The sequence below is a fragment of the Mycolicibacterium aichiense genome (assembly GCF_010726245.1).
Taxonomy (GTDB): Bacteria; Actinomycetota; Actinomycetes; order Mycobacteriales; family Mycobacteriaceae; genus Mycobacterium; species Mycobacterium aichiense.
In genome coordinates this window covers 4,880,841-4,902,404 of the sequence record NZ_AP022561.1, presented here as the reverse complement: position 1 = coordinate 4,902,404, position 21,564 = coordinate 4,880,841, and the positions used below count along the sequence as shown (strand labels likewise).

The 21,564-nt window shown below is 61.2% G+C and carries 10 protein-coding genes; 6 read left to right on the top strand and 4 right to left on the bottom strand.

The annotated features are described in order from the left end of the window. The first annotated feature begins 173 nt into the window (after window positions 1-173). From G6N32_RS23620 to G6N32_RS23605, 4 genes are read left to right on the top strand one after another with little or no spacing between them, the layout of a single operon-like run. A complete protein-coding gene (locus G6N32_RS23620) occupies window positions 174-2,789 on the top strand; it encodes a hypothetical protein (protein ID WP_232077296.1) in 2,616 nt (871 codons plus the stop codon). Beyond that, window positions 2,786-4,312 carry an AAA family ATPase gene (locus G6N32_RS23615; RefSeq protein WP_115318663.1) on the top strand — a complete coding sequence of 509 codons (1,527 nt, stop codon included), beginning with the start codon at window positions 2,786-2,788 and terminating at the stop codon, window positions 4,310-4,312. Before G6N32_RS23620 ends, G6N32_RS23615 begins: the two co-directional genes overlap by 4 nt. 52 nt (window positions 4,313-4,364) lie before the next feature. Further along, window positions 4,365-6,497 carry a site-specific DNA-methyltransferase gene (locus G6N32_RS23610; RefSeq protein ID WP_115318664.1) on the top strand — a complete coding sequence of 711 codons (2,133 nt, stop codon included), beginning with the start codon at window positions 4,365-4,367 and terminating at the stop codon, window positions 6,495-6,497. Continuing rightward, window positions 6,494-9,070, top strand: a complete 2,577-nt coding sequence (locus tag G6N32_RS23605) for a DEAD/DEAH box helicase (RefSeq protein WP_115318665.1) — start codon at window positions 6,494-6,496, stop codon at window positions 9,068-9,070. Before G6N32_RS23610 ends, G6N32_RS23605 begins: the two co-directional genes overlap by 4 nt. A gap of 35 nt (window positions 9,071-9,105) precedes the next feature. Here G6N32_RS23605 and G6N32_RS23600 read toward each other — a convergent pair whose 3' ends face one another. Beyond that, complete coding sequence (locus G6N32_RS23600; RefSeq protein WP_115318666.1) at window positions 9,106-12,048, bottom strand: ATP-dependent helicase; 2,943 nt, start codon at window positions 12,046-12,048, stop codon at window positions 9,106-9,108. A 371-nt stretch (window positions 12,049-12,419) separates the two neighbouring features. Here G6N32_RS23600 and G6N32_RS23595 point away from each other — a divergent pair, with 371 nt between their 5' ends. Both G6N32_RS23595 and G6N32_RS23590 read left to right on the top strand, forming a co-directional pair. Continuing rightward, the gene (locus G6N32_RS23595) at window positions 12,420-13,610 is read left to right on the top strand and encodes a coiled-coil domain-containing protein (RefSeq protein ID WP_147291993.1); all 1,191 of its coding nucleotides are present in this window, start codon (window positions 12,420-12,422) and stop codon (window positions 13,608-13,610) included. Continuing rightward, window positions 13,607-14,878 carry a hypothetical protein gene (locus tag G6N32_RS23590; protein WP_115318668.1) on the top strand — a complete coding sequence of 424 codons (1,272 nt, stop codon included), beginning with the start codon at window positions 13,607-13,609 and terminating at the stop codon, window positions 14,876-14,878. The genes G6N32_RS23595 and G6N32_RS23590 overlap by 4 nt, the downstream gene beginning before the upstream one ends. Window positions 14,879-15,340: 462 nt before the next feature. Here the strand turns inward: G6N32_RS23590 and G6N32_RS23585 are convergent, their stop codons facing one another. Genes G6N32_RS23585 through G6N32_RS23575 form a run of 3 tightly spaced genes read right to left on the bottom strand, consistent with a single transcriptional unit; the run spans window position 15,341 to window position 21,527 of the window. Further along, complete coding sequence (locus G6N32_RS23585; protein WP_115318669.1) at window positions 15,341-18,481, bottom strand: DEAD/DEAH box helicase; 3,141 nt, start codon at window positions 18,479-18,481, stop codon at window positions 15,341-15,343. Further along, the gene (locus G6N32_RS23580) at window positions 18,478-20,334 is read right to left on the bottom strand and encodes a phospholipase D family protein (RefSeq protein WP_197935787.1); all 1,857 of its coding nucleotides are present in this window, start codon (window positions 20,332-20,334) and stop codon (window positions 18,478-18,480) included. Before G6N32_RS23580 ends, G6N32_RS23585 begins: the two co-directional genes overlap by 4 nt. Beyond that, window positions 20,331-21,527, bottom strand: a complete 1,197-nt coding sequence (locus G6N32_RS23575) for a DUF6361 family protein (RefSeq protein WP_264028574.1) — start codon at window positions 21,525-21,527, stop codon at window positions 20,331-20,333. The genes G6N32_RS23580 and G6N32_RS23575 overlap by 4 nt, the downstream gene beginning before the upstream one ends. Between the last annotated feature and the right edge of the window lie 37 nt (window positions 21,528-21,564).

Below are 21,564 nucleotides of genomic sequence, written 5' to 3'. Positions count from 1 at the left end.
CTTAACTAAGGTGTAGCGCGAGCTAAATTGGACAGGCGACAAGCGGGGCGAAGGCAAGGATGGCTATCGAGGTTGCGGGGGGCGGGTCCAGCGCCGTTGCCGCGTCGTCGCACGCGGCCTGCGCGCGTTTCCGGGGTACCGACCCGCTAATCACCGGCTTAACCCGCCGCAACTTGGCGAAGTCCGTCGGTTTCCCCGACACCGCCGCCGGAATCCCGCAGGCGCGGTGGATGCGCGCGATCACCTTCGAACGGCTCGTCAAGAGTGAAAGCTTCGCCAGTCAGGTCGCCACGCGCACAGTCGGCGCAATCGGTCTAGCGCGTCCCACAGAAGTCGTCACCGTCAACGCTCACATGAACGTCGACTCGACTGCACAGGCGTTCGCGGATGCGCATGCGCGGGCGATCGACACCGGAGCGAGCACCCTGATCTTCCAGCTCGCAGTGCCGTTCGTCGGATTCGAGAACACGCGCGCGACCGATGTGAAGCCCGACTTCGCGGTGATCGCTCCGTCGGTGGAGGATCCCAACGCCACATGGCTCGTGATGGGCGACGCAAAAGATTACGAGCGAGTCCGTTCGCGGATCGACGATGCGCGCATGTTGAAAGGCTTCCTCCAGGTCGCCGTCGGCGCCGAATCGGCGCGGGCCTGGTCCCGGCTACCGGCCGGGATGTCGGTGCATACCTTCGGTGTCCTAGCGGTCCCGCGCAATGCGTTTCTCCAGCCCGAGCCCGTGGTCGAGAACCTCCACGACTACGCCGAAGAGGTGACGCTCCGTATCGAAGAACGCCGCCGCGAGGCGGATCAATCGGGGCACACGGTTGGCGACGACGTGAAGCCGTTGGTGGCTCACCTCGAGGCGGCGTTCGATCCGGGAGCCTGCCCGACCTGCACACTCTTTAGCTACTGCCGTGACGAACTCCGCAATTCAAATTCCCCAGATGACCTGCTTATCGAGATCGGAGTGAGGGGTGACAAGCGTCGGCATGCGCTCGGCCTGGTCGACGGCGTCTCCGAAGTAGGTCTGCTGCCAGCATCGATGACGGCGAACATAGCGGCAACTCTTGACGGGATCCCCCAGTTCACCGGGCAGCGACGTGTCGATCAGGCGGGCGCTCCGGGAACGGTGAATGTGGTGCTCGCGAAGTCGGACGCGGCGGCGCTTGGCGTCCACGGCATCGGCCTTCAGCGAGTAACGGCACAGGGCCGGGATGACTGGGAGTTCACGGTTTTCGCAGACCCGCAGTCCTCCGACACACGGCGAACGGTAATGCGCCGCATCGGTTCTGCATTGAACCGTGCGATGCGCGAGCAGCGGAAGGCAGCGGGCGAAGGAGTGCCTGACGCTGTGCACCTCGTCGTACCCGATAAAGCGACTGCGGACCTGCTCGTCTCAGCCGCGGACAACCTCGCGGGGGTCGAGCTCAGTCGCCTGCGGTGGGAGCGCGATAAGGAGGAGGGAAGGCCGGCTCTGACGTACGACGGGGAGCCGGCAACGATGCCTCGTCCGATTTCCGAGGTTGAACGCACCGCGATTGCTCTATTGCTTGAGGACGACCGCTCACGCGCGTTCCGGCTGCGGTGCCCGATCATCGATATCCGCGAGGTGCTGGCGCGGCACGTTGTGGCCGGAGGCCCGATGGTGAACTCGGGGCGCCTCGATTACCTCGTCGGTTGGGCGGAAGCCGACGCGTCCGCCCCCATCGATCACCGATCGTTCGCGGACGCGATCGAGAATTCCGAGCACACGCCGGGGGCACGCCTCAAGAACGCCACGTCTGACGCGATTCACGAGGCACTTGTGGGAAAACGGGGTATCACTACGGGCGCGGGTGCCGCGGATCCAGAGTTGTACGAGGCGTTGGTGATCGATGAGTTGCAATACAAAGCAGAGACCCTCGAACGCGCACTCGACGCGCTAGACGGCGTCGGATCGTCGACACTCCGAGACTCGTACCGTGTCATCGAGTCCGACGCGCAGCAGGTGTGGCGTCGGCGACTCGAGCTACACGCCTCCGATTTGGTCCGCTTCGGTCGGACCTATCGCCCCTGGCGCAATTCGTTGGTTCCGATGACCGAGAGCGACGGGGTGTGCGCGTCGCAGTTACTCGCGCTCTCGAATCCGCAAGCGGCGCAGGACATGGCGGCGGATGCCGGAAACCGCTCCGTCGCATTTGCGACAGTGGCGGCAGTTGAGCCGCTCGAGCTCGATGTCGAATCCCGGCGAATCGTGGACGGGACGCGTGTGGTGATGTTGACGCTAAACGGGGCCGCTAGCGTTGAGGAACCAGGCGTGTGGGTTGATTCGGCGCCGGCCGGCAGCTTCAAGATCGGCGAACTCTCCATCGGTCCGCTCTCTGCGACGGGCAAAGAAGCGGCCCTCCTACGATGGGATCCGCACACGGTCCCCGCAGTCGAAGTCGGCGACCACCTCGTGATCGCCGACTTCGCTTGGTTCTCAAAACTTTCGGGGAATAGCGTTCTGTCCGTTGCAAAACCGAAGCCCGACACGACATCGGCGCCCAAAGCCGATTGCACCTTCGCGTCGTACGACGCTGACCCTCAGACGCACCGGTGGTGCTGCCGTTCGCATGAGCGCAGCGAGGCCGAATTCTCCGACCTCATCGCGTCCCGGCGCGCCCGCGGCGAATTGAATCCGGAGAAATGGCCACCAGTACGCGACGATGACGCGTTCGAAGTGTCGGCGGCCCAAGCAGCGGCGGGCAACGCGTTTGCGGTTGCGCCAGAACCGGTGCCCGACGACGAGACGATGGACGACCTGGAGTGACGACGGAACACGGCGAGACCGGTCATTTCCAAGGGCCGCTCGACGTCGCGATCGGCGACAAGCATCATGAGGACGCTGCGGCGTTGAACGATTGCGTTTCCGACGAGGCCAGCGCCGAACTGGCGGACATGCTAGCGGGCACCTCTCCCATGGAGCGGATCCTGCTGAAAGCATCAGCGGGCGCGGGGAAGTCGTACGCACTGAAGCGCCTCGTAGTCGAGGCGACACAGCATGCGGAAGGACGACGCGTCGCCATCACCGCGTTTACCAACAAACAGGTACGACCACTCGCGGTATCTGTGGCGGATTCCCTCGGCAAGGACGCCGTCGCGCTGCTGGCGAGTCATGAGGCGTACAACGCCATCCCAAGTGAAGTGCTCGCCGCTGCCAGCGTAGTCACATCGACGAGTCAACTTCCGACAGATGTGAAGGTCGTAATCGCGACTGCCGCCCGGTTCGGTGCCATCGGCGAAGTGGGACGGTTGCGCAACCACCTCGGCGACGCTGCGAACGGGGTTGCTCCGTTCGACGTGCTGTTCGTCGACGAAGCCTGGCAGATCGCACACCACTTGTTCGACCGGATCACGAAGATTGCACCGCTATGGGTCGGCGTGGGCGACGTAGGCCAATTGCCACCGCTGGAGATTGGCGAAAATCCGTGGCGCGGAGACCCGGGCTACAACCCGTATCGTGCGTGGCCCACCGAGTATGACGATGATCCGCGGACGTGGTCGCGCGAGCTCCCGACGGTGTGGCGGCCGTGCGCTGGCCACCTTGCTCTATGGCGTGCCTTCTACCCGGAATGGGAATCGCTTGACTGCGTCGCAGCACCCGGTGATCGTGAGATCGACCTCGGTTCCATGGACGATGGCGTGGCCGAGATTTGGCGACAGGTTGGTACGGGCGTACCAACCTTGCTCGAAGTTGCTGGTCTGCCGGAGCCTGAAGCTGCTGACATCGATATGCCGCTCATGGAGTTCGTCGAATACGTTGTAGACGAGTTCTTCACGGCTGAAGTGTCGCTCATTTCAGCGACGTACGACATCGACGTGCCGGGGCGGCCAACAGGCAACTGGGACAGGATTAGTCCTCGAGGCGATCATCAGTATCCACTGATCGCGATCCTTGCGACGCGCAATCAGTCGGTTGATGACGCGAAGGAGATCGTCGACCGGCTGCAGAAAAAGCACAACCTAACGGATCGCGACATCGTCGCTTCGACGGTTGATTCGTGGCAGGGCAACACGAACGGCGTCACGATCGCGGTGCACCCCTTGAACGGCGCCGCCGAACTCGACACATTCAACTCGTCGTTCGGGCGACTCGCGGTCGCGTGCACGCGCGCGACACACGGACTCCTTATGCTCGCGCGTCCCGGGCTCGACGATCTGCTGGCTGAAGCCCCTGCCCGGCCCGGAACGCCCTTCGGTGAGCCCGGCACGCGTCAGTTGCCTCGGCAAACGCACGTGCGGATCCTGGCGACGTTCGCGCGCAGCGTCATTGACGTGTCAGATGACGAATGAACCTAATATGGCGAGCATTTGCCGTCCGATCCCGACGTAACAAAGGAGAGCTGTGTCCCGGCTGAATGACCTGCTTCGGCAACTCGAGACCAAGGATCCTGCGCTTGCAAAGGATCTGAGGCGAGAGGTCGATGCCCTCTCAAACCGGCGGGCCTTTGGCTTGAACTTCGAACGTCACGTGCCCGAGGCAGTCGAGCTGCCCGGTCGCCCAGTGCGGCGGGGTGACAAGGTGCGAATTCTCCCACCGCGCGGATCGAAATCGAGTGCGCGTGATGCCCGACTCTGGCGTGTCGTGGAGTTCACTAGAGATGCATCCGGCATCCGAACGGCATCGCTGGAATTGATCGGCGACGACGAGACCGCGGAGGCGCTCGTCGACGACCTCGTCGTTGTAGCCGAGTTCCGGGATCCGATCTATCCCGGTCTCGTCTCTACCGGAAAAATCGAACGCGGCGGCGACAAGCCCTACCACTCGGTCATCAATGCCGAGAACTATCACGCGCTCCAAACACTTCTGTTCACACACCGCGCGCAAGTCGATGTTATCTATATCGACCCGCCTTATAACACTGGCGCAAGGGACTGGAAATACAACAACGATTACGTCGAGGGCGAGGACTTATACCGCCACTCGAAGTGGCTCGCTTTTATGGAGCGACGATTGAAGTTGGCGAAGCAGTTACTCAACCCGGATGATTCAGTGCTCATTGTGACGATTGACGAGAAAGAGTATCTGCGGTTAGGGCTACTGCTCGAGCAAGTGTTCCCCGAAGCGCGGGTTCAGATGGTTACAGACGTAACGAACCCTCGCGCGGGCGTTGCGCGGCCAGGAGCGTTCACTCGGACCGAAGAGTATCTGTTCTACGTTGTTCTTGGAGAAGGCTCCGGCGTTGTACCAGCGCCCCTCAGTAGTGCTGAGGGTGATGCCACGGCGGTGAAGGCTCCCATCTGGTTTTCACTAATGCGAACGGGATCCAACAGCTCTCGAACTGCCCGTCCAAATCTATTCTATCCAATTTGGGTTCACGCAGACGGCCGTTTGCACTCGGTCGGCGAGACAATACCTCTGCAGTCGGATAGAAATGCGGTGGCTGCGCCTGCGCCAGGATTGACTGCGATATGGCCTATACGCCCGAATGGCGACGAGAATACATGGCAACTTGGCGCTGTAGCGATTAGGAAAGCATTCCTCGATGGGACCGCCAGGATCAATTCTTCTTCCTCAGGTCATAAAGTAAACTATCTACGCACGGCCGAGAAGAAACGCATTGCAGCCGGCGAGATCGAGCAACTTGGCAAAGATGACCGAGGTGCGCTCATCTTGCGACATCGCGAGGGCGCAATTCGCACGACCGCACCAAGGACGGTGTGGACCGCCCCTGCTCACGACGCGGGCTTGTTCGGTTCGTCATTGCTGGCCACATTGATCCCTGGGCGCAAGTTTCCTTTTCCGAAATCCCTTTATGCGGTGGAGGATGCGCTCCGCTTCGCGGTTGTGAACAAGCCGAATGCCACGATCGTTGATTTCTTTGCTGGTTCCGGCACCACGGCGCACGCCGTTATGCGCTTAAACAAGCAGGACGGTGGTCGACGCCGTTCGATCAGCGTCACCAACAATGAGGTCGGAGCCGACGAGCAGAAAGAGCTCGTTGATCAAAGCTACCGCCCCGGGGATCCGGAATGGGAGCAGCGGGGAATCTGCCGGCACATTACACAGCCTCGGCTCGCTGCGGCGATCACGGGCAACACTCCCAATGGCGACCCTGTAAGGGGTGACTACAAGTTCACTGATGAATTTCCGATCGCTGACGGATTCGATGAAAATGTTGAGTTCTTCGCCCTGACATATGAGGCCCCACTCCGGGTTTCGTCGAACCGCGAGTTCGAGAAAGTCGCACCGCTTTTGTGGTTGCGAGCTGGTTCGCAAGGCCGCCGCATCGAGGATATGTCGGCGGGCTGGAACGCTGCCGACACCTACGGCGTTCTGGCGGACCTGAATCAGTCCGAGAGATTCCTTAAGGCTGTTGCTGCGATGGACAGTATTCGAGTCGCATTCATCGTCACAGACGAGGATCGCCTGTTCGAATCGGTGGTGCGCGAATTGCCCGATCAGGTGGAGCCGGTTCGGTTGTACGAGGCGTACCTTCAGAACTTCGAGATTGAGACGGGGCGTAGCACACTGTGAAGTTCACTCTAAAGGATTACCAAGAAGATGCCGTGGACGACATTCTTCGGACGCTCGACCGCGCCCAAACGGCTTGGGAGCGCGACGGGAAGGAATCTTCTGTAGCCCTCACCGCGCCAACGGGCGCGGGTAAGACGGTCATGGCGGCCGCAGTTATCGAGGCACTCTTCTACGGGTCGGAGACGTTCGACTTCGAGCCGGACGAGGGAGCTGTCGTGCTCTGGTTCTCGGACGATCCAAATCTCAATGATCAAACGCGCATGCGGTTAATGGACGCGTCCGAGAAGTTCACATCGTCGGATCTCGTAACGATCGAACCCCCGTTCGCTAAGGCCAAGCTGGACCCCGGCAAAGTGTATTTCCTTAACACCCAGAAACTTTCGAAGAGCTCAAAACTGACGCGCGGACACGTGGAGGATGAGAATCAGCAGGTGCTGCCCGGTACACCGGATCTACAGGGCTACACGATTTGGGAGACGATCGCAAATACGATCGCGGACGAGGACCTGACGCTTTACCTCGTTCTTGATGAGGCGCATCGCGGCTTCAACACCAAAGCCAGCACGGACAAGACGACGATTGTCCGAAGGCTCGTTCAGGGCCATGCCGGTTATCCGGCGATCCCGATTGTCTGGGGTATCTCGGCAACGATCGAGCGCTTCGAGTCCGCGATGAAGGAAGCGGACGAGTCCGGGCATCGCCGCGAGTATCCCGCAGTGATGGTCGACCCGAACCGAGTGCAGGAGTCCGGACTCGTCAAGGACGTCGTGAGCCTTGATATTCCGAACGAAGCAGGAAACTTCGACACGACGCTGGTGAAGCTCGCTGCGCAGAAACTCGCCGCCTCGACTGAGCGGTGGGCCTCTTACTCGAATGAGCAAGGGCTCGCCGTCACAGTCGTGCCTCTGCTTGTTCTGCAGACACCGAACACGCCGGAACCCGACGAAATCGGTCGTGCCCTCGACACCATCGCCGAGGTGGTCCCTGAGTTGTACGGCGGTAGTGTCGCTCACGTATTGGGCGACCACGCCCGTCAGCATTTCGGCCGTTGGGATGTTGGCTGGATCGAGCCGCAACGCGTCCAGGAGACGCCTGAAGTGCGTGTACTTGTTGCGAAGGATGCGATCTCGACGGGCTGGGACTGCCCGCGCGCGGAGGTGATGGTGTCCTTCCGTCCTGCGAAGGACACGACGCACATCACTCAGCTGTTGGGTCGTATGGTCCGCAGTCCGTTGGCGCGCCGTGTGCCGGGCGACGAGGCGCTCAACGCCGTCGAGTGCATCTTGCCGTTCTTCGACCGCACGACGGCGGGGAATGTCGTGCGTTATCTCACCGGCCAACTTGAAGAAATGCCCGGGACCGGGACAACGAAGAAGATTCTGCTCGACGGCCGCGTTCTTCGCGACAACCCGTCCATTCCAGAGTCAGTGTGGTCGGTCTGGAGCAGGCTTCCGACACAGACATTGCCCAAACGGGGCGCGCGACCAGTTAGAAGGCTTGTCGCCCTGGCTCAGTCGCTTGCGATGGATGGTGTTCGCCCCGGTGCATTGTCCGATGCGGAGCGCGAAATGCACCTGATACTCGACACGTATGCGACCCGGTACAGCGGCCTGCTTGACGAGCAAATCGACGAGGTTTGGCGCGTCGACATACAGGAGATCTCGGGGACATCAGAGTCGAAGAAGCTCACATATCGAGAGTTCTCGATGCGTGCAGACGACCGCGCGATCAGGTCGGCTTTCGAGGACGCCAAGAAGGCCTTCGGCGCGGACGTCGCGCAGTCGTACGTTAACCATCTCGCTGGCGCGGATGATGATGACGATGACGGACTGCGTGACGCCTACGTGCGCGCCTCCGCGCTCTCGATGATCAAAGAGGTGCGCGAGAAGGTTGACCAGGAGGCGACTGAACTAGTGGACAGTTGGTTCGCGCAGCACCGCGTCGCCATCAAGTCGCTCCCCGATGTACGCCAACAGGACTATGAGGACATTCGCGCGATGACCACCGAACCCCAGCGCGGAGAACTCGGTCAGCCGAGATCCCGCATGGAGGATTACAAGGTCCTCGAAGATGACACCGAAATTGATGCGCCCCTTGTCGGACGGCACTTAATGTCGGACGAAGACGGACTGTTTCCTCTGTCGTCGCTGAACAAGTGGGAACAGAAGGTGGTGAACGCCGAACTCGCCGAAGGCGCGGTCGGTTGGTATCGCAACCCGCCGCGTTCGGCGGTAGATTCTATCGGCATCGCCTATCGCGACGGTCAAGGAAATTGGCGAACGATGCATCCCGATTTCGTGTTCTTCCATGATGTCGGAGGAGAGGTGAAAGCGTCGATCGTCGACCCACATGGGACGCACCTCGATGACGCTGTGACCAAACTGAAGGCACTCGCAGGATTTGCGCAAGAGTTCGGCGATGAGTTCCACCGCATCGAAGCGGTCGCTCAGGTCGGGAGCAAGATGAAAGTGCTCGATATGACGAAACCTGCTGTGCGAGAAGCTGTTTTACATGAGGACAAGCGGGCGGACGCTTTCTACGAATCTGACCTCGCGGAGGAATACAGCGCTTGAGTTCGAGGTGCGTCATGGGTTGCGCCGAGGCGCCACTAGGTCGCTGAGGCCGAGCAGATCTGCCGCACGTCACACTGACGGCACTTTCTGCGGTCCGGTTTCGGCTCGAATTCACGGCGTCGCAACGCGTCTACGGTGGTGATAATCTGAGTCTCGGCATCCGAGATCGATTTTGTATCGATGGCTACGTCGTACCGAGTCTCAGCGCCGAGGTCCTGAATGAAGGCGCCGCCGACATCGAGTCCTTCGCGTCGTCCGGCTTCTGTATAGATCTGCAGTTGCAGCGGGTCGATCTGCCCGCCGGTTGACGTCTTGTAGTCCACGATTGCGACTCGTCCAATCTGCCCGTCGTGGCTGTCGTAGATGACGTCGGCGCGACCTGAGATTACGGCGCCATCGAGATAGAGCTCGAATGGGCGTTCAGTTGCCCAGGTGCGCAACAGATCTGAAGAATGTTCGTTAACGTATCGCATGACGAGACGCCGCGCCTTCTCTCGCATCTCCCTGTGGCCCGCCTTGTTCGCGAACGGCAAGAAGAACTCGGAGTTAAGCAGCTGATCCACTTGTAGCGCTGTGGGTATAGCGCCCGTCGCCTGCGTGCGCTCAGCGAGCACCCGCATCGTGTGGTGGACCGCGTTGCCGTACCCGAGTTCTTGCTGAATTGCCGGCATGAATCCGAGCTCGTTCTTCAGCAGGTAGCTCCGCGGGCAAGACTCGAATGCAGCCAGTTCACTGTAGGTGATCGCGATGTCAGCCTCGGCCGACGCACCCTTACTCGTTGCGGACGTGGGCGTGCCGGATTTTGTGTAGGCGTTTACGACCTCATCGAAGTACGGCGATGCGCCGCGGCTCTTTCCGTTGTCTCGCAGGGAGAAGCTCGACAGCAGTACTGCGTCGCGGGCGCGTGTGATTGCGACGTAAAACAGCCGCCGCTCGTCGGCGTCGCTACCTTCGTACCTTTGCCGGTCGAAACGGCCGATGAGATCGCCGGGAAACACCTGCGCACGTCCGGTCATATTCGACGGGAATCGCTGCTTCACTAGCGACGGAAGGAACACTACCGGCCACTCCAGGCCTTTCGAGCCGTGAATCGTTCCCAGCGCTACGGCGTCGTCGAGGTGACCTTCCTCGCCTGCGAAGTCATCGTAGCTACCCACGGCAAAATTAGTGAGCAATATGGCGAGGTTCTTGTAGAACCACACTCCACCGCTGCGGCCGCCGACCTGTTCAGTCGGGTTATTCGGGTCTTTGCGTGCGCGCCAGCTGACGCCCTCATAATCGGCTAGAACGGCAGTGAACCGCGCGATGGTCCCAAGACGGTTGCGTATTAATGCATCCGACAGATCCCACTTGTTGACTTCAATCAACGCCATCAACGAGTAGAAGTCGCGGACAAGGCTCTCATTGAAATCGCTCGCGAGCGCCCGCGCTTTCCACTCCTCGAGATATGTGGACAGTTTCGCGCGCATTGAGTGCGCGAGATTGAATACAGCGCAATAGTCGTTGAGCAGAAGGTCGAGGGTGACCTTCTGCCGTTGAGCGAATTTCGCATTCGCCCAATCGATGTCGGCGATCCATGCGTACGTGGCTCCGAACACCTGCGGTTCGGATTGCGCAAACAACCCCGACCGCCCGCCTGCTTGTACGGGTATGGCCGCCTTGGCAAAGGCGTCAATGAGCGCCGGATAGGCAGCCCGGCCGCGGACGAGGACCGCGATGTCCCGGTAGGGGAGCCCCTTCGAATGGAAGTCGAGGATCTGCCGCGCTATCTCGTCTGCCGCGTCGCCCTCGTTTCCCGGATCCCGGACGATCGCGACACTCGGACCGTCAGCGTCGCGAAATGGCAGCATCTGCTTTTGGATGCGTCCGGGGATCGTTTCGGCGAAAAGGTTTGCAACCTCGATGATTCCAGGTCGTGAGCGACGATTGGTCAGGAGTGTGAATTGAGTGACTGCGGGGTAACGATCGGCGAAAGTAACGATGTTTGTGACTGACGAGCCACGCCACTGGTAGATCGCTTGGTCGTCGTCACCGACCACCACGACGTCCGCATTGCCGTGGGGCTTTGCGAGCAGTTCGACCAGTCGCTCCTGCGCTGGGTTGACGTCCTGGTACTCGTCGACGATGAGGTGCCGTAGTGGAGCGACCACCGCGGCGTGGACTTCGGGGTCGGCAAGTGCCTCAACGGCGCGGACGATCTGCGTGCCGAACGACATGAACTGATGGCGATCGAGCGCTGCGTAGTAGGACTCCACCGCAGCCTTGAAGTCGCCGGCGGGCAAGGTCTCGATTTCGATCAGCTCGTTCTCGATCACGTCGATGCCACGCTGGAAAGTAGCGATGTTCTTGAACGTGCCGTCGGTAGGTACGAGTGCGGTGATACCGATCAGCCTGCTCTGCTGGTAAAGGAAGTTCGTCAGCTGATTTGCGTCGAGCGGAGTGTAGGTCTCATACCGCGGCACGTACATCTGGAGCATCCGGAAGCAATACGCGTGGATTGTCCCGACGAACAACCGGCCGAGCTGATCAGTGGCCTTCGGTCCCATGAGTGCGGTTACCCGCTCACGAATGCGCTCCTTGAGCTCAGCGGCGGCCTTCTCGGTAAATGTGAATGCGACGATCGACTCCGGCGGCTCTCCGTCGGAGAGCAACGACGCCACCCGCTGAGAAACGACTTCCGTCTTCCCCGAGCCGGCGGCTGCGATGATCTGAATGTGACTGCCGCGGTGCGTGACTGCTCTCGCAGCGTCACCGTCGAGAGTCGGAATATCTGCGGCGTCTGTTGCGATCGGGCCGCGCGTAACGGGCGCGATACGCGGGCCGGAAGTGACTGGAGCTGGAGGGGGAATAACAGCAGGACGTTCCGTCTGTGCGTTCGGGCGGTTGGGCACCGCATTCGGCGAAGTCGGCGCAGCACTGAACGGCTTGGGGACGGGCCGCGAAGTGCCGTTCGCCGGTGAAACCCACTTAAACTTCATTTCCGACTGCTACCTCCCACCGAAGAATCTAGGCAGCGCATCAATCATGTGTATACGAAATAGGTCGGACCGAGGATCCGCTATTTGGTGGGGCACCACGACCTGATCGCGCCCACGCCCGTGCCCGGTGCCGATGTCGGCCTGAGCACACCGACAAAGTTCGCGAATACTTGCGAGTCGATTCCTACATTTGCGCCATCGTCGATTGGGCCGTGCTGGCGGATGTGCGTCACGCGTCTTTCGGGCACCCCCGTCGGTGGCTCGCTGCGCCGACCAATGGACAGGAATCGCTTGCACGAAATGTTCAACCGCGGCGCGATCGATGCTGAGAAACGCTCGTCTTGTCGGGGGATGCCGCTAGCGTGTTGACGGTGGACGGCCAACACGTGCAGAAGAAGCTTGAGCTTTCAGCAGACGAGGATTTCATCCTCACCGCTTGGCAGTACCGAATGATGCAGCGTGACATCGCAGCGTCGGCTGGGAAGAGCCTCGCCTCCAAGCGCGCTGTTCGAAACGCGTTTCGCCTTGCCGCGGTCCAGGCCATCGAGAGCCGAAGCATTAGCGACTGGTCGTCTCCGCTGGCCGAAGTCGTCTACCAAATTACAGCCACCGAGTCCACCGATCTCGAGGCGCTGGAGGACGCAGGTCCGGAGATCTCGGGACTGGTCGCCAAGCGGTCTCGAGCACTGCTGGTCCTCATTGACTTGTACGGCTTCGAACCGTGGGTCGAGGGCAAGTGGGACCGAAACGTCCGCGCCAAAACCCTGTCAGATGCCCATTGCGCGATGAACCAGCTGCATCCCGAGGATCTCGACGCCGTGGAAACCGCCTACAAAGATGCCATCAAGAAGCTGTCGGCGACAGGCTCGTGGTCAAAGTACGCGCTCCTTGCTGGGGCGGGGCTCGGCGTGGGCCTGCTGACTGGCGGGCTCGCAGCGCCCGCGATCGCGGGCGTTTTCGGTTCACTTGTCCTTGGCTACTCGGGCGCGGTTGCGACGACCGCGGGAATGGCGGCGCTCGGCGGCGGGTCGATCGCAGCGGGAGGGCTAGGTATGGCTGGTGGCGCGGCTCTGATCACGGGGCTCACTGGTGTGGCTGGTGTTGGCGCGGCAACGCTCGGTGGGCGAGCATCGGGTTACACAGTCGCCCGCGTTGCCGCTGATGCGGTGCGGCTGCACGTCGTCACGCAGCTTGTGTTGCGTGACGTCGATGGTAACGAGGAGGCTGCCAAGGCGGTCATCGTCAGCTTTCGCGAGCGTGTCGAAAACCTAGGCAAGATCGTGGCGGCTCTTAGCGAGCGGATTGAAAAGCTTCGTGTTCAGCTCGAAACCAAGCAGGCGGAGGTCGATGCAGAGCGGGCGAAGCGGTTGGAGGCCGAGGAGCGCATCGCGCGTTTTCGCGCTATTGCTGACAAACTAATCGAGCGTGTCACCGGCCCTGAAGCCCCCGAGCTTCAAGCGCTGTTGGCAGAAATGAATGAACTCGAAGGCGAAAAGAAGGACGCGGAGACGCTTGCCGAGGGTGTCGCTGCGCTTGCCGATGACCTTGAGGAAGCTGCGTGACTGCAGACAACCAAGGCAAGGATACCGATCAAGGGTTTGTAGTTGACGCCGACTTCATCGAGAACCTTGACGCCCTAGGGCGCGACATTGACCACGTTGAGGCGCTTGCGAGGGCAGCTCTCGCTGAGAAACCTCTCGACCACGAAATGGCGAGGCGCCTATCGCAGGCGCCAACTGGCCTCACCTACGACGCGATCACCGAACACAATCGCGAGCGCCGCGTGGCTGAAGCGTGGGGTGAGCCCGACTTGAACGACCTCATCGACCCCGTCGCAGCCGTACAACTCGAAAAGTGGCGGCAGTCCGAGCGAATTCCCTGGGAGCCTGGCGATTTGGCTGCCGTCGGCACCGCAGGCTTTGTCGGCGCCCTCGCGAATCTTTACGACAGCCAAGTCGACACAGCGGTTCTCGGTGGTCTGTCGTGGCTGAAGAAGACCGACTTTCTGCAGAGGTGGGAGAGGGATGCGGCACGCCTGCCCATCGACTACACGGGCCCGAACTTCGGTGGGCCCGCCCATCGCGTGCGATCAGCCGGCCACGATATTGGACGCTTTTTCGAAGCCCTCAACCAAATCAGGTCCGGCACCTTCAGGGGCACTGTGTGGGAAGATGGTCAGCGCTTTGTCGAATCCGTGACCACGACTCGTTCCGGTCTGCCGTTCGTTCAAATAACCGAGCCGCACCTGGCCGTCGCGCTATTACTCAAACACTGGGCTGCAGATTTCGTCACCCCAATGAGCCTTCCGCTCCCCGGTTGGTCGTTGCTCTACGAGATGCCGGATCGAGAGCTACGAAAATTCGCCCACAACGCCTATGCAGGAACGAATTCGGGTGACGGATTGAACCTCCGCTCGGGAATGCTCACTCCTGGTATCGGCATGATCGCGACTGAGCTCGTCATCCGAACCCACGTGCATCTGGCGGCATATCGCGACACAGGCAGTCCGCGTCTGACCGCTGCGGGTGCGGCCAAGCGCACCGAAATGCTGCTGGCGGCTCATGCCGCGGCCGGTGGAGCTAGTCTGTCTAAGACAGTAATCGCGGCAATTGCGGGCGAAGCACTTGTTGCGGTCAGGCATCTCAATGTTCCCGTCTTGATGCGGGTCGGGATGTTAGCGCTCAAAGTCCGCACGGATGCTGCTGATCGTGCGACGAATGAGGCGCCCTCTTGGATGCAAATCCTTGAGGACGAAGCGGCAACTTGGACGATGCCCGAAGCAATCGCGATTGCTGATTTGCTTGAGGATTCGCAGGCCCGCGGTGGCTGACGGCACCGTTAAAGCCACGCAGTACCAGTCCGACCAAACGCCGAGACCTTGAGGGTTGCGGCGGTCGTCGGACGAGGCTTCAACCTCCCTGGGGGAATCTCCCGACTTTGGTAGTTGACCCGGATTCGATAGGTTCCCAATGAGGGCTTGCAGTTTCGTCGTGGTTGAACCGCATCGGCTCGGAGTGTCTGCTGCACGATCAGGTCAAGATGTGACCTATCCGTGCAGCAGACCCGAGCATGCGGCAGGCGTAGCGCTGCATAGCGCCCAGCAAACCCGGCTCAGGCGTGCAGGGGGGGCATCTCGGAAAACTTGAGGATCGGCTATACGCCTGCGCCAAGTGCGAGGGATTTCATCTCACGTCGATGAGCGCCGACGAGTATGGATCGACGAGTGGCCGAAACACGCGAAATGACGCAGGCCCGATGCTGCAGTGTCAGGCCGATTGACGCATCGACCCGCTCAATACTGTCCCGTCACTGTTGGCGTGAGATCGATTCTCAGCCACTCCACGTCGTCACCGACGTATCGGATCAAGTCATCCTGGCGAGGCTGCCCGATCAAGGCACGGTAGGCGCCGACAGTCCGAAGTAATCGTCGGTACTGCTGCGCCTCCCTGCTCAGCGGAAGCGCAGGCACGTATCGCTCGATTACCGCGCCTCCTGGGCGAGTGAAAATCCAGAACGGTTTGATGTCTGAGTCGTCAGCCTCGCGTGCGTGAACTGCAGCTTCAAACATCGCTCTCCATGGGTCCGCAGTTTGCGACCAAAGGGCCGCGGCACCGTACACGTCGGCGACGTTCTTCCTGACCGCGTGGCCTTTGTAGCGGTGAACGCGTCCTTCACGCTGCTCTAGGTCAACCGGATTGTTCGGAAGGTTCCAGTGAACGATGGCATGGCTGTAGGTATGAAAGTCCAGCCCCTCCTGGCCTACCGACGTCGACGCGAGCACGAAGGGTCTAAACGGCGAATTGAATCCAGTTCGGATTGTGGATTCACGCTGTGCTGCTTGCTCATTCGACTGCACGCGTCCGTACCTGGCGGCCAGGTGACTGTTGATGCGGTGCTCCTCGAGATTTATCTCGGAGCCGCTGACGGTGACCTGCTCGACAGCGTTCGTCGCTGTGCGAATCGACAAAGCCTCGGACATGACGGCGCTGAGGGTATCGGCGCGCACGTATGCATCCGCGTCCTGAAGGCCTTCGGACTCGATCAGCACGTGTGCGTACTCGTCGAGTACTGCCTGTAGGCACCCGCTGAACGAGTGGTCCAGGACAGCTCGCCAGTACGACGCGTCATCACCCGATCGCATCAGGGCAATGATCTCAGGCTTGTTGAACAGCGACCTCAATCCCTGGGCGATTTGATACGCTGCATCGCGAACTTCAATGTCCTGCAGTGCGTCAGGGCCGCCGGTGACCCTCGACAGTGCGCGCAGGGCGCATACTCCGGGTCCAGCGATCGCCATTCGTGCGAGCACTTCGTCGAGATCCGCGGGTCGCGAACCGAGCTGCGAATCATCGAAGTTCTCCGCATAGTCCAGGTGCGAGGCAAGACTAGATTCGTTGTCTTCGTCACCGCTCCACCTCCGCATGCGCGGCGCATACTCGTCACTCTCGGCTGCTGCGAAGTGCCGGTCGAGAAGGAACGGCGCTGCCCAGTACCAACTTTGGTCTACCGGACCCGATGCATCCGACCCCGCCGTCAGTTCAGACAGCGCCGCTGATACTCGCCCCCGCACTGCACCGAGGACCGCCTCGCGCGACGCCGGCAGCGATGTACCGAGCGTTCCGGCTACCTCGAGCGGGTCGCCGAGCCGGGCCAGCGTCAAGCTGGGGTACAGCAGCGCTAGCGCCGGCATGCTCGCGTGACGGCCCGCGCTCATGCGGAATTGGAGTGGTGGGGTTATCGGGCGATCGTCGTATAGGCGGTTCGTCAGCTTCGCCGCTTCGATCGCGCGTCGCTCCGCCTCGTAGCTCACCATGACTGCGATGGCCTTGGGGACCACCGACCACGCCGAGAAAATGAGCCGTTTGGTGAAGGTTGCCAGCTGGGGTTCGGCGTAGGCGCCGGCCATCTCGTAATAGGGCAGAGATGGCGGCAGCCACGCCAATTGCCATACGCCACGATCTAATACGTCCTCAACAAGGCCCCGGAGTTTCGCGTTACCCGGATCGACCTGGCGGTACCGGTGGATGTCGTTCCAGTCCAGCAGCCCGCGGCCGTGCTCAAGCAGCTTGACCAGCGTCGCGTCGTGCTGTTCGGCTGCCTCTTGGAACTTCGTTCGCACCTGATAGGAATTGCGATCCATGAGGTTTAACGGATATGGCGTCGAGCGCCAGTACTCGAAGACATCGTGCCGATCGACGTGCCGTGCGACGTCGTCGAACGTCTGCCAGGACCGCAGGTCCTCCGCTGCCAGCCGCGCTCCCGGCATCTCCCGCGATTCCAGCATCCCGTCCCGGTCCTGAGTCGCCGACAGACGTTCCGTTCGGCACATGACGCGGCGAAGCTCTCGCTCCACGACCCCCTTGGCTTCTACCGCAGGTGCGTGATCGCCGCCAGAGAACAAACTCTCACGCATCTTTCGCAACTCACGCTCGACGATGTGTGCTCGCTCGTCATCCGCGAGGAATCGCACGGTACGGATGAAATCGCGGTAGTGGTCGTCGCCTTCAGGCTCATCCGGCAGCGTGTACATCTTGTACGGCGTCGCCGACAACAAGAGAACTTTCGCGTCGGGGTGATCGAAGATCGCGTGAGCGAGTTCGGCGCCCTCATCATCGGCGTCGAGTAGGTCCTTGAATCTCTGAAACTCGTCGAGGATCACCAGATCCGGCTCGAGGTGGTGGACGGCGGCGCGGGAAACGAGTTGTCGCAGCCTGCCGATCAAACGATTCCGCCTACTGCTCAGTTGGTTTGACGGCTTGTCCCGCAGGTAGTTGAAGTCATCGACGCACGCTTCCAACTCATCCCGCAGCCGGCCGCCTCCTGGCCCTATGGCGGTCTCGATGGCTTCGCCGAACGATTGGCACAGTTCGTCGTCCAACGACGAGCGGTCGAAGGTCTTCAGATACCACTCGAATCTCGACCGCTCGACGTTGCCTTCGAAGAACCGCTTCCAGCGGGTCGCTGCCACCGCGTCTCGCCCCCAGCACTGCGTCAGCAGCCAGTACAGCAGCACTCGCTCCGGTGCAGCACCCCCGGACGTGCCGACCTTGAAAGACGTTCCTGGCGTGAACGACACGAAGTTGACCTTGTTATCACGCAGGTTACGAATGACGTTCGGCAACAACGTAAGCCGGTCGGCATGGCGGACGGTGTTCCCGTCGACCACCTTGAGTCGGCTCAGGTTCTGCCGGGCGATCTGGCTGTTCGAACAGATGTAGACGATGTCGATTCTTTTGTCGGTGTCCCAAAGGTGTTCGACCGTCTTGGCTACCAGCCCCTTGGCCACCATCGTCTTGCCGAGGCCGACCTCGTCGGCGACGAGGAAGCGCTTGACCGGGTCTTCGTCGCCCCACAGTCGTTGAAAAGCATACTCGACAGTGTTGCGCTGGAAGTCCTTGAGACTGGCCAGGATCTGTTCGGGATCGGGCTTCATGCGCGATGTTGCTCCTGATGTACCTGCCACACGACGTCCCACAGCTCGTCGAATCCATCAGGGACGAGCTCGGAGCCGTTGGGGAGCTCGCGGATCTCCTCGACGAGGCTCGCGACACGTGCCAGCGCGTCTTGATCCCGTCCCGCCGCGCGCACTAATGGCTCGAAGAGCGCCACATCGTTGTTCGTCTGAGCAGATTTGTCGGCGTCGGCGAGCCGGTCTGCGGTTAGCCCGGCCACCTCGGCGAATAGCGCATCATAGCTGGGATCTCCAAGGAGGAAGACCAGATAGCGCAAGACGTCCTCCTTGCTTCTGAGGATCGAGAAAACGGCGTCCTGGCGCCGTCCGTCGACGGCACCGGTCAACTCGGCCTTCAGGGCACATCGGCGAGTGACCTTCGCGGCGCCAGATCCAGCCGTGGTCTCGACGACGATGAATGGCGTGACGTTGATCGGCGAGATGGTCCAGTCGATCTGTGCCGCCAAGGGTTTCGCCTGGACGTCATTGAGTGACGCCAATCGCACAGTCGTCGTTCCAGGCGCATTCGGAGGAGTCTCGAGCGTCAGAAGTCCTTCGACGCGCTCATCATCGACAGGCTCGATGTGTAGGGAGACGTGGCCCGCGGCCAGGCGGCGATGAAGTGCTTCGAGCGCAAATGCTGTCTCGGCCGCTTCGTCGGTGATGCCTTGCGGTGTCGAGATGGCGTACTCCTCGAGGATCTGCCTGAGGCCCGGCGCTTCGGGCGAACCATTGAGGACGGCTGACACCCCGCACGACGCTGTGGGACCCGTTAAGAGAGCGTCGAACTCGACATTGCGGTTCCAGGATGCGGTGGTGAGGTTGGCGCTGCCCGTGACGACCATCGACTGGTTCTGATCGACATCGACGACGAAGGTCTTCGCGTGCAGGCCGTCGTGAGCTTCGAAGAATCCGTCGGTCACCGTCTTGGTGACGTCCTCGACGTCCTCACTCGGATCGACTTCGGCCAGGCGCTGCAGCACGTTCACATCCCATCCGTGCAGTGCGTCGGATCCCGTCTGTTCGAGCGACTCGGCCCGAGATACCACCGTGCGATCGTCGGACACTTTTGCCAACTGGTCTATCGCCCCCTTGGTCAGGAACGGGCTGATGGCCAGAAGGCGTCGGCCTCGATGGGGGAACGGCCACGTTGTCTCCCCGTGGAGCCCCATCGGAATGAGCTCGCCGCCGGTAAACGGGGGAGGCGCACCGAGCGTCACGTGTTCGAGAGTCGTTGCAAGGTCGAGAAGCTCATCGGATCGACTCTTCTGCAGCGGACGAAGAGCAAGACTCGGAAGATGGCGGACGAACTCAGCAGCTGGACCAGCGTCGACGTTTCCGCCGGCTTCTTCGTCGAGAACCAAGGCGGTGTCCCACGACCGGTCGAACGTCAGGTTGCGGCTCAGCACGACCACGCGGTGGAGCCGCTCCCCGTTCTCGGTGACGAAGCGCAGCGCCCACATCTTCGGATGGAACAACGAGTCTTCTTGGGATGGCGAGGCCTCGCGCACGCTGTCCTCGACAAAAGTGAGGATGCTTCGGTACTGCGTCGGCACGTGGATCCCGCCGGCCTGGCAGAAGACCGTGGTGTGGTCGGCGTACCGGCGCACGGCCTCGAGAAGTCGGATGGGATCCGATGATCTGATGTCCTGACTGTCGTCGCGCTCGACTGCTTCGCTGTCCTGACAGTCGAACAACGCGAACGACAACGGCGCCAGCAGCAGCGCGGTGAGAGTGAGCGAATACGTCGTTCCAACAGCGACTTCCATTCGGTAGCCCGCTGGCGGACGGATGGCGTCTGTGAGCAGCACGCGCGTCTCGGGGGTCAGCGTCACGCGGCGTGCCTCGCGGCGTAGAGGTCGCGGAGGTGACGGCGGGCAACCGACCAGCGGTAGTCCAGCCGGCTCAGTCCACTTTGGCCCGACCACCGGTCGAGTGCTGCCTGGTTGATTAATCGCGCACGGCCACCCTTGATCTGCCGTTCGCGATTGTTGATGAGGGCGATCGCGGTCGGATCGTTGGCAAGGTCAATATCGGAGATTGTGAGGTCGATCCAGCTGTTGACGAAGGTCTTTGTCGCCTGGCGCAGGCGCGGGTTGCATTGTTGCACCTTCGCCCACCAATCTGATCGATTCCAGCCGTCGAGCGCGTTAGTCGCATGGACTTCGCCGCGCCAATTTTCAATCGCTTTCTCGTATTCCGCGACCAGATCGTCTCGGTGGCTCTTTCGTGCAAGCAACAGGTTGTAGAGCGCTGCCGCGCCGTAGATGACGGTGTGGAAGCGGCGCGCATGATCGATTAAATCCTGAAGCTGTTCTGGCGCCTCGCCCACGTTGTCGACCTGCCAGACGTAGTCCGGCAGATTGCCTGGTTCGTTGCGGATGAGCCACGCGAGCATCGAGTCCGCCTTGGACGCCGATATGCGGTCCGACAGGTACTGCTCCTCCTCGGGCCGAAGCTCGAAAGATGTTTTTCCCAGCAATCCGGCGGGCGCCGCAGGAAGGTGAGGATCAAGATCGTTGTTCAGCAACAGGTCTCGGGCTTCGGGGTCGTCAGCGCGCGCAGTGCGGTCGGCGAGCCGGCGGTAGTCGTATTGTCGACGAAAGTACGCATTAGGCGACAGGTCGGTATTGCGTATGCCCCACGTGCCCATGGCGGCCCAGTACATGCTGCTGGGCATTCGCTTCAACTTGGCGCGTGCGGTGTTGCCGATGACGCCGAGCTTCTCCTCACCCTGGTCGAGTGCGTAGATCAGCTGCAGCTCGTTGTCGCGGAACCGCGCGCTCATCTCGTTGGAAGTGCGGTTGCCCTTCGTGGCCTCTTGCATCAGCCACGGAATGAATAGGACGTACCGCAGCCGGGTCTGTAGGACCGATGTGCCGGGGAAGAGTGCGTCCGCGAAGGCGTCCCTGATCGAACCGATGCCCAGCTCGTCGACCGTGCCTTCTTCCTTAAACAGATCGACGACCTCCAACATCTTCCGACGTTGCTCGTTATCCGTGTCCAACCACCCGAACGAAGAGACCACGGACCCGATTGTGGTCCGCGACTGCAACACTCGCAGC